Source organism: Litoreibacter arenae DSM 19593 (genome assembly GCF_000442275.2).
GTDB classification, from domain to species: Bacteria; Pseudomonadota; Alphaproteobacteria; order Rhodobacterales; family Rhodobacteraceae; genus Litoreibacter; species Litoreibacter arenae.
The window spans coordinates 457,225-472,292 of sequence record NZ_KE557314.1 but is presented as its reverse complement, the minus strand read 5'-3'; the positions used below and the strand labels follow the sequence as shown (position 1 = coordinate 472,292).

Here is a 15,068-nt window from a genome sequence, read left to right as displayed (position 1 = left end):
GGGTTCCGTTTTGACAAGGTAGCGGAGACTTGTTGGATGGGGCGGCACTTACGGGACCGGTCGGGCGTTGGCAAGGGTTAACTTGGCGAACGGTCGACGGAAGGCCTGCAACGGCGCGGGTCTTCGGGAGGGCTGTTAACCTTGAGAGGACTGGGATCTCGGCCTGTCTGCGAAGCGTCGGCAAAGTGTCGGCTTTGCGTCGGGCAAGGCGGGCGGCGCAGGGGGCGGAACCGCCGAAAGGTTAACGCGCGGGCGGAGCCAGAGTGAAGGTTCGCGTGCGGGGAATATCCTCGGTGTCGAACTCCATCAGGCGGAGGGTCAGGCGGTCGCCTTGAACCGGCATGGCGCTGCCCGAGGGAAGGGTGACGGCAAGAACCTCGTCCATGAATGCGCGGCAATCGCCGTCATTGCGCGCGCCATCGGGGGGAGGTTTGCTGCCGGTCACGCGGAACTCGAAAGCTGGGCCTTCGGCGTCTGCGTCGTTGGGGAGCTCAAGAACGGGCGTGTTGGTCACGACACCCTCGATAATGCAGTCCGACATATAGGTGGCATGGGCGGGGAGCGGCAGCAGCAGGAGTGCGAATGCCGCCGCCTTCATCCCGACCGCAGCCCCGTTTCGACCAGCATGCCGCGGCGCTTGGCCTCGTAGTAGTAGCCGCGGGAATACCATTTGACCGCGTTGTCATAGCTGCCGTCGGAGAGCAACCACGCGCCGCGCAGGTATTTGACGGCGTATTTCAGGTTCGTCTCCGGGTCGAGCAATTCGGACGGCGGGCCACGGTGGCCCATGGTGCGGGCGGTGGCGGGCAGGATCTGCATCAGGCCATAGTAAGGCCCGTTGCGGGCCTCGGGGCGGTGGGTGCTCTCGCGGATGATCTGGCGATGCACCAGCGCGCGCGGCACTTCGTAGTGATCGGCGTATTTGTTGATGAGCAGGCGCAGCTCCGGCGTCTCGTTGGGGTGCAGCGGAATTGCCTGGCGTTGCCCTGCGCCCTCGTTCGGGGCGGAACTTGAGCAGGCGGGCAGGGCCAGCACCATGAGGATAAGAAATGTACGTATCATAGCAGATGGGATAGCCGCGCTGGGGTGGGTCTGCCAAGCGCGGTGTTTCGGGATAGGCGGCTTGTTGCTAGGGGTGGGGATAGTGGTGAATGTTGCTTCTAGAGTGGGACGCGATTTTGGAAGGTGAGGCAATGCGCCCGTGCAGTGTATATGTCAGCTTGGAGCCCAAAGTGACGAATGCTGTATCCAGCACAAACGACAGCTGCCGGGCGGCGTTGCGAGAGCCGTGCGAACTAAAGCGGAAATTTGGGTGAAGGACGCGGCAGCTTATTTTGCGCCGCCTTGCTGAGCGCGCTCGAAGATGCGCAAGGTCAAAAGCCTAGCGGGCGGCCCGACAATTTCAAAGAAGACTGTGTTTGTAATCGTCAGCGTCACTATGGTTGCCCCCATGCGGGAAACGTTTCTTCGGCGACCAGTGTCATGCCAACGGCTACGCCTGCCTGCGGATGAAGTGCTGGACCGTATATATGCCTATGCTCAACAGACACGCGGCCTAACCGTGCCCCTATCTCACAACTGGCTATGCGCGCGGCTACCGGAAGACCTGCATAGGCCAGACTGATCCATCCAAGCGCCCAAAGCGCGTGCACTTTGAGTTACGCCCCCGCAAGCAAGAAAAAGAGCAGCATGAAAGGCCATTCGATATGTTCGACTTGGTTAAAAGCACGGCCGTGATGTCGGGCAAAGTTCGCAATATACGCGCCTGCCGTCATACCCGCCACGAGGTATGAGACGTCGAGCCATATCGCGAGCCCCGCGGTCAACAGGACGACGCCAATAGCCTCTGTCTGGAGCGGCTCTCCGGGGGGGCAATCGACCAGTCAGGATGGCGGACGGGATGCCGACACACAAACCAAGCAGAATTGCGCCTCCGATATCGCGCCCCGCCCCCAGAATAGGTGCCGCCCAACCACCGGACTGATCCACAAGCGCAAGGCAGATGCTGAACATCAATAAGCCCCAGACATCGTCAATCGCGACAATGCCTTTGAGTGTTGCGGTGAAGCCGTTGCGCATGCCGGACTGTCGGATGACCTCGGAGATGGCAGCAGGGTCCGTTGCCGTCGCAATCGCCCCCAGTAACAGCGCGAGGCGGGGATCGAGGCCAAATGCAGAGAGGCCAGCCCAGATAGCTAAAGTTGTCCCGATCACGACGCTCAGCGAGATCGAGAAGATCGCCCGTCCATTGCTGGCCAAATTTTCGCGCGTCAACTCGCCACCAAGCAGAAAAGCGACCATCGTCAGCGCGACGACAGAAATCTACACTCGTTGAGAGAATTGAACCAGCCGATCAACAAACGATCAAGCATGAGTTTTTCAACAAAATCAGCCCAAAGTTTCAGGTTTTCTGCGTCGCAGCCAATGACCACCAATAGGAATGACGCCCCCTCAGACGTGACCACTTCACCACCAGCAGAGTTGGCTTGCGGCTCGGAAGTGCCGGCGCAGCTCAATGGTTGAAATAGTACTTCTACTTATTCGTTAAGTAAGAATGTTGCCGACTCCAACCGAAACAATTCGTGTGACAATATCATAGTAGGCGGCCAAAAGCCGGCTGAATTGTTGGGGCTTCGACGCTAAAAGGTCGGCGGCGTGCAGGCACTGATAATCCGGCACGTGGAGTCGCTTATGTTGCGGAAGCGATGGGGTAATTGGCTGTCAAAGAGGTACCCTTCGCCAACTCGGAGCACCTTAACTTGATCCGCCACGGTGATCTCAATTTCGCCTTGGATCACGATCCCCGCTTCTTCACCAATATGGGACAACGGCTCGGGCCCGGTGTCGGCATTTGGTGGATAAGATTCGTCGAGAAGCTGCAACGCATGTTGGCTGGCTTGTCCGAGTTGGCGCAATGATACGGTAGCGCCGTCAGATTGTGGGGCAATTTCGATGAACTCATCCGCAGCATAGAAATAGGTAGCTTGTTGTTCCTGTTCAATGTTTGCAAAAAACTCTGCAATACTCATAGGAATTGCGTCTAGAAGGCTCTTGAGCGAAGCGACCGAAGGACTGGTCTTATTTTGCTCGATCAGCGAAATCGTTCCGTTCGTCAAGCCTGCACGATAGGCAAGTTCACGCTGTGACAGACCACGTGCCTTTCGGAGTGCTTGAAGTCTTTTTCCAATATCCACGCGTGGCGCCTCTGACGTTTTTTGTTCGTAAGAACAACTCCTAATCCAGGATCCAGCTCATCGAAATACTTTTCGAACGGCGGATTGCTACCAATTAGGGTGTTCAGATCTAGAGCTTTGAACTGTGCGATTGCATATTGACACATATAATAAACGTATTACTGAGAATTTTAAACACTTGATCATGCAGCCCGCCAAGAGAAATCGCCTTCAGCCTTACAAGGATGACCAGAAATGACGAATACAGTAAAAAAGAAGTCTCGCAATACCACCGCGAAGGTCAAGCCAAGCATTTCGGTTGTTTCCGAACCCGTTCAAGCCATCAAGACCAATGCGGATTTGGTGGCTAGGCGCGAAGCCGCTGTTGCACGGGGGGTTGCTTCTGCCGCGCCTATCTTCGCGAGCCATGCAGAAAATGCCGAACTCTGGGACGTCGAAGGCAATCGCTTTGTCGACTTTGCAGGGGGTATTGCAGTTCTCAACACTGGTCACCGTCACCCGAAGGTTATTGCTGCGGCCAAGGCACAAGAGGACCACTATACCCACACCAGCTTCCAGGTTGTACCTTACGAGCCCTATGTCGCGCTGGCAGAAAAGCTGAACGCGCTGGCACCCGGGGATCACGCCAAAAAGTCACTGCTTGTCACGACAGGTGCGGAGGCTGTGGAAAACGCGGTCAAGATCGCTAGGGCCGCCACAGGACGTCCGGGTGTGATCGCTTTCACCGGTGGCTATCATGGTCGCACCTTGCTGACGCTGGGCATGACTGGCAAAATCTCGCCTTATAAAAAGGACGTAGGGCCATTCCCGTCCGACATCTTCCGCGCGCCCTTCCCAAGCGTGCGTGATGGCATCACTGTGCAGGACGCACTGACAGGATTGCAAAACCTGTTCCTTACCGATGCACAGCCAGAGCGCGTTGCTGCGATCATTATCGAACCCGTGCTGGGCGAAGGCGGCTATATTCCGGTGCCATTCGAAATGCTCAAAGCCCTGCGAGAAATCTGCGACACCCATGGCATCATGCTGATCGCCGATGAAATTCAAGCGGGCTTCGGCCGGACTGGAACCTGGTTTGCGATTGAACATTCCGGCGTTGTGCCTGACCTGATCACCGTGGCAAAATCCATGGCGGGCGGCTATCCGATTGCCGGTGTGATCGGTCGCGCCGAAGTAATGGATGCGGTCATCCCGGGCGGTTTGGGCGGTACATATGGCGGCAACCCTGTTGCCTGTGCTGCGGCCCTTGCCGCGATTGAGGCTATTGAGGAAGAGGGTCTTCTGGCTCGCTCGACAGCGCTCGGTGCGTATTTCCGCGAGCGGTTTGCCGATATCGGCGCACGTATTTCGCCCCTTCGCATGTGGGACATCCGTGGGCTTGGCGCGATGCTGGCCGTTGAGTTCGTGACCGACTTTGAAACGGCCAAGCCTGACGCGGCGCTAACGAAATCGGTGATAGCCCATGCGTTGCAACGCGGCTTAATCTTGCTTGGTTGCGGTATGCACGGCAATGCGTTGCGGATCATGGTGCCGCTGACAGCATCCGACGAGATTATCGACGAAGGGTTGGCGATCTTTGAGGCATCCCTCGCAGCAGCGATTGCAGAGCAGCACGCGTAAAGCGAGGCCTCTAACTGACGAATAAGGGCGGACCAATGCGGTCCGCCCTTATTCGTTTCAATTTAGAAGTAGCGGCATCATCAGGGTCGCAAGACTGAGAGCTAGAAAAAAACCGGCCATATCCGTGATTGTCGTCAGTAAACGGTCAGATGCCAAGGCCAGCCCTACCACGAGACCCAGATAAGCGTTTCTTTTCCAAATCCAAAACACAATGCCGACCAAAATGCCCAGCACAACCCCATTGATCGCACCGACAGAAACCTCCTTGAGCCAGACACGAATCGCGTCTTCTTGCGCAAAGGCTACCTCGACCGCATCTGATATATCGGTCTCTCGCGTTTCGCTGCAATCCATCAGAAGTGTCTTCAGTTTGTAGTCTTGTGTCGTAGCTTGCGAGGCCGGATTGCGTCGTCGCCAAACACGCTAACTGGACTCAGCATATCTAACTTCGATGAGTCTAAGGGCCCAAGCGTCGCGCATTATCACGGGTTAGCTTGCTCATCTTGACCAGAATACGAGCGCTTTGATAAAAATATTAAACGTTTTTCCCTGCATTCTATGAATCTTGTTGCAAGAGAAGGCCGAGTTCGGCAGACTTTTGAGTTCTTATTGGCTGTGCTTTTCGTGGCGGATGCTTGGTCAAACCAATTGGGGCGTACGCCGATCACCTATTTCCGTTCCGGATGTAAGGGCCTAGAAGATGCGTGAAACGATGAGATGGACGACCCCGATGGGACGCCTCTGTTTTCACGGAGTATTCAAGACATGACCCCTTTCGCAATTGCAGGCGTGCAGATGTACGTCAACGCCCTTCAGCCCAATGTTGAAGGCATGATGCAGCGCCTCGACGTTCTGATGATGCGCTTCCCGTGGACTCAAATGGTGTTGTTCAGTGAGCTCGCGCCGTTTGGACCTTTGGAAAAATTCAAGCTCCCGCCCGAAAACGACGTTATTGATCGGTTCTGCGAGGCCGCACGCCGCCACAAGATATGGCTGATCCCCGGCTCAATGTTCTTGACGAATCCAGAGGACGGTAAGGTTTACAATACGTCTCTGGTTATCAATCCAGATGGCGACGTCATTCGCCGCTACGCCAAGATGTTCCCATTCCTTCCCTACGAGGCGGGTGTCGCTGCGGGCACGGATTTTTGCGTCTTTGATGTGCCAGATGTGGGTCGCTTTGGCTTGTCGATCTGCTACGACATGTGGTTCCCCGAGACGACCCGTCAGCTTACCTCACAAGGCGTGGAGGTGCTGTTGCACCCGGTCTTGACCGGCACAACTGACCGCGACGCGGAGCTTGCCATCGCGCGGGCGACCGCAGCTCAGTTCCAGTGTTATGTCATTGACGTCAACGGATTGGGCGCCGGCGGTGTCGGCAAGTCACTCGTCGTTGATCCAACATCTCTGGTCTTGCATCAGTCGGCGGGTCAAGAAGACATGTTCCCGATCGAGGTCGATCTGTCGATGGTGCGCCGCCAACGCGAGACGGGCATGAAAGGTCTGGGTCAGGTCCTCAAAAGCTTCCGCGATCGGCCCACAGATTTCTCTGTCTATGACCGCACCAGCGGCACGGACGCATTCTTGAACACGCTTGGGCCCCTTCAGGTGCCTCAGCAGGGGTCCCGCGCAGGGCTGCATGTAGATGTACCAGCCAGCGCTGAGGCCGAAGTATTTGACCGCGAACCGAAACTGGGGTTCGGGGTTTCGCCCGCGATGGGCAAGACACCAGGTAACTAAAACAGAGGGTCTGCGGCATAAAGTTGCGGGGTCATCGTGTTTTAGCCCTAATTGGGAGAAGAACCGATGGATTCCGTCAGCGACTATTATTCCGCGACCCAACTTCGCGCCGACAGGTGGAGCGCTTTGCGTGAGGCCGTGACGTCTCTGTGCCGTGAGCAAAATGCCAAGAAAGCCGCGTCCATTAAGGTTCGCGTCGCCGACCTGTTCAGTTCGCTTGCGCTGATTGAACCGTATTGGGCATTTCCCGGAATGTCTGCATTTGACCACATGCGCCGCCAGTTTGAACATGGCAATTTTGACGATCTGTCATTCACCGTAAACCGGGTCAAGCGCGCTCTGACCTCGGGGGCGTATCGTCGCCGCAGCATCCCGCTTGACCGTGACAGCACCGATGACGAAGAACACAACGACGAGGCACTGCTGTCGCCCGAAGCCCGCGCGATGGCCCGCCCCTACTTCGAGGTTCTGATCGTCGACAACGTCAACGACCAACAAGAACGCTGGCTAAAAAGCAATGTAGCGCGCATGCGCCGCCCCGAGGACCCGTTTCACTACGAAGCCGTCGTCGTCCCCAGTCTTGAGGATGCCTTGATCGCAGTGCTTTTCAACCACAACATTCAGGCGATTGTTGTACGCCCCGGACTGGCGCTGAAATCCAAGAACGAGAACGAAATCCTTGGAAAGTATATCACCAATGCCAGCGAGACCGGCGAAATCGAGGCCATGCTGCCCGAGGACTACGGCCCGGAATTGTGCCGCCTCATCGCCCGCGTCCGCCCAGAATTGGATGCCTATCTGGTGACCGAGCGTTCTGTCGAAGACATCGCCGGACTTGATCTGGGAATTTGCAGGCGGGTTTTCTACAACCAAGAAGACTTTATGGAGTTGCATCTCAACATTTTGCGCGGCGTTGCTGCTCGCAACAAGACTCCTTTCTTTACAGCCTTGGTTGAGTATTCCAAACAGCCAACCGGCGTCTTCCATGCGATGCCAATCAGCCGCGGTAAGTCCATCACCCGATCCCACTGGATTCAGGATATGGGTGCGTTCTACGGCCCCAACATCTTCCTCGCCGAAACCTCAGCCACGTCCGGTGGTCTCGATAGTCTGCTGGAACCGCAAGGCCCTATCAAGGAAGCTCAAGAACTGGCCAGTCGAGCCTTCGGGTCCAAGCAAACTTTCTTCGCCACCAATGGCACATCGACCTGCAACAAGATTGTGGTGCAGGCCGTGGTCCGCCCCGGCGACATCGTTCTGGTGGATCGCGACTGCCACAAGTCGCATCACTACGGCATGGTGCTGGCGGGCGCCGAAGTCGTCTATCTCGACAGCTACCCCCTGAATGAATATTCCATGTACGGTGCCGTGCCTCTTAAGGAAATCAAGCACCAGTTGCTGGCTTTAAAGGCGGCGGGTAAATTGCATCGGGTTCGCATGCTCTTACTCACCAACTGCACGTTCGACGGCCTAGTTTATAATGTTGAGCGGGTGATGGAGGAATGTCTGGCGATCAAGCCCGACCTCGTGTTCTTGTGGGATGAGGCGTGGTTTGCCTTCGCACGGTTTAGCCCCACCTACCGCCAGCGTACCGGGATGCGAACTGCCAACAACCTGCGGGTTCGGCTGCGGACTGACGCACACAAGCGAGCCTACGAGGAGCAACAGCTGGAGCTTGGGGACGCCACCGACGAAACTTTACTCGATACTCGGCTGATCGCCCCTCCCGATGCGAGGATCAGGGTTTATGCCACACAGTCGACCCACAAAACTCTGACCTCTTTGCGACAAGGCTCAATGATCCATATCAACGATCAGGACTTCAAAGGCGAAGTGGAGCAGTCATTTCACGAGGCGTATATGACCCATACGTCGACCTCGCCCAACTACCAGATCATCGCATCATTGGACGTGGGTCGCCGACAGGTGGAGTTGGAAGGCTTCGAGTTTGTGCAACGCCAGATCGAGGCCGCCATGTCGATGCGCAAGGCGATCAGCAGTCATCCACAGTTGCAAAAATATTTCAAGGTTCTGACCGCAGGTGACATGATCCCCGAACAACACCGCCAAAGTGGAGTGACCAGCTATTTTGATAACGAGCAGGGCTGGACGGATATGTGGGATTGCTGGGAGCAGGACGATTTTGTGCTGGACGCAACCCGCGTCACCTTGGCCGTGGGGGGCACGGGGTGGGATGGCGATACATTTAAAACAAAGATATTGATGGATAAATACGGCATCCAGATCAATAAAACCTCGCGCAACACGGTCTTGTTTATGACCAACATCGGCACGACACGCTCCTCGGTGGCATATCTGATCGAGGTCTTGGTCGAGATCGCAAACGAGCTGGACGATTTGCTCGATGATGCGTCCAAGATGGAGCGAATATCGTTTGATCGCCGGGTTAAAAACCTGACGGAAACCTATCCACCGCTGCCTGACTTCAGCAGATTCCACGACGCGTTCCGGCCTGATCACGTCACGCCGGAGGGGGACATTCGCACCGCCTATTATCTCAGCTACGAGGAAACCAACTGCGATTATCTGGAGCTTGACGGCTCCCTACAGGAGGCCCTGAACGCGGGCCAGGAGGTCGTGTCGGCGGGGTTCATCATACCCTATCCGCCGGGCTTCCCGATCTTGGTGCCGGGTCAGGTTGTCAGCCAAGAAATTCTAGCGTTCATGCTGGCCCTCGACGTCAGCGAAATCCACGGTTACCGCCCCGATCTGGGGCTGCGGGTATTCACGCCGGAGGCATTGGCCGCCTTGCCGCAGGCCAAATAATTTCAAGCCACCGCCGAATAAACACGAACAAGAAAGGGACGACTATGCCAACAGTGCTCAAAAACATCTCAGAGATCCGCCGGTTCTTCCACCGTAACGAGGATCCCATCTACTTTATTTCTGCCACGAATTTCAACCTTCTGGGTCTCGACGAATGGGTTAAAAACTTCAAGTATATCTGCTACATTGACTGTTATGGCGGCAAGCACCCCAATGTGTTCTGCCCGTCCGAGCAGCCCCATGCAGAATTCCAGTCCATCGAGGACATCAACAACTATCTGCTGCAACACAAAGAGGTCATCGACTTTATAAAGCGGCGCGGCGGCAAGCCCAAATTCGTGTTTCTGATGTTCGACGAAGAGACCGAACGGCTGTCCAAAGAGCTGGGCGCGGACGTTTGGTTTCCAAAAGCCAAGCTGCGCACGAGCATGGACAACAAGATTGAGACCGTGCGCATTGGCAACAAGGCGGGCGTGCCGTCTGTGCCGAACGTGCTGGCGGAGGTGAAGGACTACGACGACTTACGCGCCACCTGCGAGAAGGCGGGCATCGGGCATGATCTGGTGCTGCAATCAGCGTTTGGCGATAGTGGTCACACGACGTTCTTCATTAAATCCGAGGCGGACTTCCGCCGTCACGAGCATGAGATCGTAGGCGAGGGTGAAATCAAGATCATGAAGCGCATCGACTGCCGCGGTTCCGCCATCGAGGCGTGTGCCACCAAAGAAGGCACGATCGTTGGCCCGCTGATGACCGAACTTGTCGGTTTCAAAGAACTGACGCCCTATCGCGGCGGCTGGTGCGGCAACGAAATCCTGTCCACCGCCTTCCCGCCGAAGGTGCGCGAAAAGGCCCGCGACCTGACTTTCAAGTTTGGTGAACAGCTGCGCAAAGAAGGCTACCGTGGCTACTTTGAGTTGGATTTCCTGATTGACAAGAAGACAGGCGATTTGTGGCTGGGGGAGTTGAACCCGCGTATCACTGGTGCGTCGTCCATGACGAACCACGCAGCCTTCGCCCATGCGGACGCGCCGTTATTCCTGTTCCATTTGCTTGAGTTCTCGAAGAAGAAATTTGATCTGGACGTGGACGAGTTAAACGATCGTTGGGCCGACCCCAACATGATTGATAGCTGGTCTCAGATGGTGATCAAACACACCGATGACGGCGTAGACATCTGCACAGAGGCGCCGGAGACTGGCATCTATAAGATGCTCGAAGACGGTAGTGTCGTGTACGACCGCTTCGACTATCACCGCCGCGCCGTCGAGTCCGAGAACGAAGCGTTCTTCCTGAGAATTTTGCAACCGGGCGACTACCGATACGAGGGGGCAGACATTGGCATTCTGGTGACGCGGGGGCGTTCCATGACCAAGAGTTTCCAGCTGAACGAACGAGCCAAAAAATGGATCCACGGAATCAAGAAAACCGTGGACGGCAAGCCGCTGCCCGTGGCAAATGCCGGCCCTGCGCTGGCTGATCCGGCGTTCAAGATTCTTTAAGGAGACGGCATGCATTGGCGCGCCCTCAGCGAAGAAGCGCCCGGTCCTAAATGGGCCGGGCTTTTCGCCGAATATTGGCCTGACTACAAACGCTGGTGGCTCAAAGAGGGGGATACTGCGCGCGCCAGTTATCTGGAAAGCAGGCGAGCCCTCAAAGAGCACATGCCCGAGATCGTGCCGCTGTATGACGAGCTTTGCGATTTGGCAGGTGGTGGTGATCAGGCCGCGCGGTTTCTAAGCTTCTATTGCCCGCCCCCGTATCTTGCGGGTTGTAGCCAAGCGATTTGGCCGGGCAAAGAACCGGTCATGGTGCGCAACTACGACTACAATCCTAACGCGTTTGACAGCTTGATCCTGCATACAGGTTGGCAGGGTCGACGGGTACTAGGCACCTCGGACGGGCTGTGGGGATTGGTCGACGGCATGAACGATGCGGGCCTTGCGATTTCCTTGACTTTTGGTGGGCGGCGCGTTGTTGGCGATGGCTTCGGGGTGCCACTAATTTTGCGATACGTGTTACAAACCTGTGCGACAGCGGAAGAGGCCGGCGCTGTGCTGGCTCGCGTTCCAACCCACATGAGCTACAACGTTACTGTCTTGGACGCCAAGCGCCACTACTTAACCGCGATGATGGCACCCGACCGGCCTGCCGTCATCACCCATGCCGCTGTGGCCACAAACCACCAAGAGAATGTAGAATGGGTCAGCCACGCCCGGTTCACCGCCACGGTCGAGCGTGAGCGGTTCTTGCTGCAACGCTTGACGCTCCACCGCGACCCGGAGGAGAAGTTCATCGGCGCTTTTCTGAAGCCTCCGCTCTATTCCACAGCATTCGATGCTGGCTTTGGCACGTTATACACTGCCGTATACCGGCCTCGCCTTCAACAGATGGAAGTCCGTTGGCCCGGCACTACGTGGAGCTTCGCGATGGATGATTTCAATGAAGGACGGCGGCAAGTCCAAATACCTGGTGCGGCTTGAAGGAGAAAGTTCGATTTCGATGGAATAATTTGTCCACAAAAGCGTAAATGGCCCCACTGAAGATCGATATCTTCGTTGATCACTACAACCATCCTCACCAGCACCAGAGGTTAAAAGACTTCAAGCCGGGCAGCGTCGACTTTGTATGTGACCCAGAGCATCAAAGTGGTGGATCAGAAAAGGCTGTCCATGAGCCGTCGATTTCTGTCACAGTCTTTTGAGTCCGGAAGCAGTCGTTGAATTCCCCAAGGCAAACGGCAGCAAAGTCCGCATAGCGGGCAAAGCTATCCGGCCTGCCCTAAACCCCTGCCGCCACAATCGCATCTGCCAGAAACGGCACAGACTGCGCGTTCAGGCCTGCGATTTTCACGGGGTCTGCTATGGTGCCGTGGACATGCATCGCGGATGGTGACATGAGCAGGAGAAGTTTTGACATGCTGACGGTTGACGAAGAAATTGAAAGCGTGGCGCGTCTTCGGGAGTTGCTGCCGACCGAGGGGTTCACCAACACCTTTCTGAAAGTGACGGATCAACTGAATGACGTGGCCCGAAAGTTCATTGCGTCTGCACCGTTCATAGTCGTGGCCACCAAAGCCTCCGACGGTTTGATTGATGTGTCGCCCAAGGGAGACCCGGCTGGGTTTGTCGAGGTCTATGATGACAAGACCCTGATCATTCCCGACAGGTTGGGCAATCATCGTGTCGATGGTTTTCAGAACATTCTTGAAGACCCCAACGTGGCGATTCTGTTCATCGTGCCCGGTCATGGCGACACGTTACGCATTGCCGGGAAAGCGCGGATCGTGAAGGACCGCGCGATTAGCAAACGCCTTGCGGTCAACGGAAAAGAGCCCCTGCTGGCAATGGTGGTAGAGGTGCAGGAAGCGTTCATGCACTGCTCTAAGTCGTTCATCCGGTCGCGTATGTGGCACCCTGACTTCTGGCCCGAACGCAAGACCGCCCCCACTTTGGCCGATTGGGTTCTTGCGACGGTCGAGCGGGATCAGACCTTGGATGAAGTGCAGGACGATCATTCCAACGACGAAGAGACCCGGCTTTACTGACGGGACCTTTCAGTCAGTCGTTGAAACGACGTCGGGTTTTAGACCCCCGCCGCCACAATCGCATCTGCCAGAACCGGCACCGACTGCGCATTGAGGCCTGCGATGTTCAGGCGGCTGTCGGAGACCATGTAGATGCCGTGGCTCTGGCGCATTTGCTCGACCTGCGCCTCGGTGGCACCAAGGCGGGAGAACATGCCGCGGTGTTGGGCGATGAAGTCGAAACGGTCGGAATTGGTGCGTTTTCGCAAGGCGTCCGCAAGGGTCTGGCGCAGGGTGAGCATGCCGGTGCGGATGCCCTCCAGCTCGGCCAGCCAGTCGGCGCGTAGGGCGTCATCGGTCAGCACCATCGTCACCAGCCGCGCCCCGTGATCGGGCGGGAAGGAGTAGTTTTGGCGGTTCAGGAAGGCCACGGTGCCTTGGTTCAGCGGGGTCTTGGCAGGGTCTTGGGAGACCGCCATCAGCAGGCCCGCGCGTTCGCGGTAGACGCCGAAGTTCTTGGAGCAACTGGCGGCGATCAGCATCTCGGGCTGGGTTTTCGCCAAGTGGCGCGGGCCGAACGCGTCGGCGTCGAGGCCGTCGCCGAAGCCCTGATAGGCGATGTCGACGAAGGGGATCAGCTGCTTGGCCTTGAGGAAATACGCGACCTCCTGCCACTGGCTGGCGGTCAGGTTCGCGCCTGTCGGGTTGTGGCAGCAGCCATGCAGCAGCACCACGTCGCCGGGCTTCGCGGCATCCAGATCGGTGAGCATGCCGCCGAAATCCACCCCGCGTGTGTCCGCGTCGAAGTAGCGGTATTCGGCCATGGGCATGCCGAGATATTTGATGATGGACGGGTGGTTGGGCCATGTGGGCGCGGACAGCCAGATGCGGGCGTCGGGAGCGGCCATGCGGATCAGCTCCAGCCCCTGCCGGATTGCGCCCGTGCCGCCGGGGGCGGCGGCGGCGGCGACCTGATCGCGGCTGACGCAGTCGTTCAGGACCAGCGCGCGCATTGCGTCGTGGAAGCCCGGGTCGCCCGCGAGGCCGGTGTAGCTTTTGGTGTCCTCGGTCTGCCACAGCTTTTGCTCGGCGGCTTTGACCGCACGCATGACGGGGGTGCGGCCCTCGGCGTTCTTGTAGACGCCGACGCCAAGGTCGACCTTGTCCTCGCGCGGGTCTTCGCGGAAGGCGGCCATGAGGGACAGGATCTTGTCGGCGGGCTGGGGCTTGAGGGCGTCGAACATCAGCCGGTCTCCACTGCGAGTTGGTCGAACTGGCCCCATTCGGCCCATGAGCCGTCATAGAGGGAGTGCTTGTGAACCCCAATCCGCTCAAGCGCGAGGCTGAGGATCGCGGCGGTGACGCCGGAGCCGCAGGTGGTGATGACGGGTTTGGTCAGGTCGACGCCGTTATCGTGGAACAGCTCGCGCAGCTCGGCGGGGGATTTCATCGTGCCGTCGGCGGTGAGGACCGAGGTGTAGGGGATGTTTTTCGAGCCGGGGATGTGGCCCATGCGCAGGCCCTCGCGGGGCTCCGGCTCCTCGCCCTTGAAGCGGGGGGCACCGCGGGCGTCGAGGATGGTGTGATCGCCCAGCTTGGAGGCGGCGGCGACCTGCGTGACGTCGCGCACCAGATGCGCCTGCCGGTGGATGGTGATGTGGCGTTCCTTGTGGACGGGGGGCAAGTCCTCGGTCGGGCGGCCCTCGGCCAGCCATTTCGGGTAGCCGCCGTCCAGCACGGCGACGTCCGTCTTGCCCATGAGGCGGTAGAGCCACCAGACGCGGGCGGCGGAGAACAGGCCCGCGCCGTCATAGACCACGATCTGGTGCCCGTCGCCGACGCCAAGCGCGCGGGAGCGGGACATGAATTTTTCCACCGGCGGGGCCATGTGGGGCAGCGACGAGCGCGTGTCGGAAATCTCGTCAATATCGAAGAACCGCGCGCCGGGGATGTGGCCGCGTTCGTATTCCTCGCGGCCGTCACGCTCCATATCGGGCAGATACCACGACGCATCCAATATGCGCAGGTCGGGATCGTTCAGGTGATCCTCCAGCCATTTGGTGGAAACGAGTGTTTTGGGATCGTCAGTCATTGGCAAGCCTCCGCGCGGAACTGCCTTTTGGTAGACCTGTGGCCCGTCTGAGGCAAGTGGGCGGTGCTATGACGATACAAAGGGCGGGTGTTGTGTGGGGAGGTTGAGG

Annotated in this window: 15 protein-coding genes; 7 read left to right on the top strand and 8 right to left on the bottom strand. The window is 57.7% G+C overall.

Annotation, left to right across the window (positions count from 1 at the left end):
- Positions 1 to 241: 241 nt before the first annotated feature.
- From THALAR_RS14660 to THALAR_RS14645, 4 genes are all read right to left on the bottom strand, one after another.
- Positions 242 to 598 carry a hypothetical protein gene (locus tag THALAR_RS14660; protein ID WP_021102376.1) on the bottom strand — a complete coding sequence of 119 codons (357 nt, stop codon included), beginning with the start codon at positions 596 to 598 and terminating at the stop codon, positions 242 to 244.
- Positions 595 to 1,062, bottom strand: coding sequence for a lytic transglycosylase domain-containing protein (locus tag THALAR_RS14655; RefSeq protein WP_021102375.1), 468 nt, complete (start codon positions 1,060 to 1,062; stop codon positions 595 to 597). The genes THALAR_RS14660 and THALAR_RS14655 overlap by 4 nt, the downstream gene beginning before the upstream one ends.
- A 657-nt stretch (positions 1,063 to 1,719) precedes the next feature.
- Entirely contained in the window at positions 1,720 to 2,307 is a 588-nt protein-coding gene (locus THALAR_RS18175) for a cation:proton antiporter (protein ID WP_322786923.1), read from the bottom strand.
- Positions 2,308 to 2,639: 332 nt separating this feature from the next.
- A complete protein-coding gene (locus tag THALAR_RS14645) occupies positions 2,640 to 3,194 on the bottom strand; it encodes a cupin domain-containing protein (RefSeq protein ID WP_040818905.1) in 555 nt (184 codons plus the stop codon).
- Positions 3,195 to 3,428: 234 nt separating this feature from the next.
- On the opposite strand from THALAR_RS14645, the gene gabT reads away from it, so the two are divergent.
- On the top strand, positions 3,429 to 4,814 hold the full coding sequence (gene gabT, locus THALAR_RS14640) for a 4-aminobutyrate--2-oxoglutarate transaminase (RefSeq protein WP_021102370.1): 1,386 nt from the start codon (positions 3,429 to 3,431) through the stop codon (positions 4,812 to 4,814).
- 57 nt (positions 4,815 to 4,871) lie between these two features.
- Here gabT and THALAR_RS14635 read toward each other — a convergent pair whose 3' ends face one another.
- Positions 4,872 to 5,168, bottom strand: a complete 297-nt coding sequence (locus tag THALAR_RS14635; RefSeq protein ID WP_021102369.1) for a magnesium transporter — start codon at positions 5,166 to 5,168, stop codon at positions 4,872 to 4,874.
- Positions 5,169 to 5,579: 411 nt separating this feature from the next.
- Here THALAR_RS14635 and THALAR_RS14630 point away from each other — a divergent pair, with 411 nt between their 5' ends.
- The 5 genes from THALAR_RS14630 to THALAR_RS18635 all read left to right on the top strand — a co-directional run bounded on the left by THALAR_RS14630 (position 5,580) and on the right by THALAR_RS18635 (position 12,045).
- Positions 5,580 to 6,554, top strand: coding sequence for a carbon-nitrogen hydrolase family protein (locus THALAR_RS14630; protein WP_040819306.1), 975 nt, complete (start codon positions 5,580 to 5,582; stop codon positions 6,552 to 6,554).
- Positions 6,555 to 6,620: 66 nt separating this feature from the next.
- Positions 6,621 to 9,341 carry an aminotransferase class I/II-fold pyridoxal phosphate-dependent enzyme gene (locus tag THALAR_RS14625; RefSeq protein WP_021102367.1) on the top strand — a complete coding sequence of 907 codons (2,721 nt, stop codon included), beginning with the start codon at positions 6,621 to 6,623 and terminating at the stop codon, positions 9,339 to 9,341.
- Positions 9,342 to 9,385: 44 nt separating this feature from the next.
- Complete coding sequence (locus THALAR_RS14620; protein WP_021102366.1) at positions 9,386 to 10,843, top strand: biotin carboxylase; 1,458 nt, start codon at positions 9,386 to 9,388, stop codon at positions 10,841 to 10,843.
- Positions 10,844 to 10,852: 9 nt separating this feature from the next.
- A complete protein-coding gene (locus tag THALAR_RS14615) occupies positions 10,853 to 11,824 on the top strand; it encodes a C45 family autoproteolytic acyltransferase/hydolase (protein ID WP_021102365.1) in 972 nt (323 codons plus the stop codon).
- A gap of 47 nt (positions 11,825 to 11,871) precedes the next feature.
- Entirely contained in the window at positions 11,872 to 12,045 is a 174-nt protein-coding gene (locus tag THALAR_RS18635; protein WP_169788553.1) for a hypothetical protein, read from the top strand.
- Between the two features lie 77 nt (positions 12,046 to 12,122).
- Here the strand turns inward: THALAR_RS18635 and THALAR_RS18630 are convergent, their stop codons facing one another.
- Entirely contained in the window at positions 12,123 to 12,260 is a 138-nt protein-coding gene (locus tag THALAR_RS18630) for a hypothetical protein (protein WP_169788552.1), read from the bottom strand.
- Here THALAR_RS18630 and THALAR_RS14610 point away from each other — a divergent pair.
- Complete coding sequence (locus tag THALAR_RS14610) at positions 12,259 to 12,888, top strand: MSMEG_1061 family FMN-dependent PPOX-type flavoprotein (protein ID WP_021102363.1); 630 nt, start codon at positions 12,259 to 12,261, stop codon at positions 12,886 to 12,888. The genes THALAR_RS18630 and THALAR_RS14610 overlap by 2 nt on opposite strands.
- Before the next feature lie 38 nt (positions 12,889 to 12,926).
- On the opposite strand, the gene THALAR_RS14605 is transcribed toward THALAR_RS14610, so the two are convergent.
- On the bottom strand, positions 12,927 to 14,111 hold the full coding sequence (locus THALAR_RS14605; protein WP_021102362.1) for an amino acid aminotransferase: 1,185 nt from the start codon (positions 14,109 to 14,111) through the stop codon (positions 12,927 to 12,929).
- The gene (gene sseA / locus THALAR_RS14600; protein ID WP_021102361.1) at positions 14,111 to 14,959 is read right to left on the bottom strand and encodes a 3-mercaptopyruvate sulfurtransferase; all 849 of its coding nucleotides are present in this window, start codon (positions 14,957 to 14,959) and stop codon (positions 14,111 to 14,113) included. Before sseA ends, THALAR_RS14605 begins: the two co-directional genes overlap by 1 nt.
- Positions 14,960 to 15,068 lie beyond the last annotated feature (109 nt).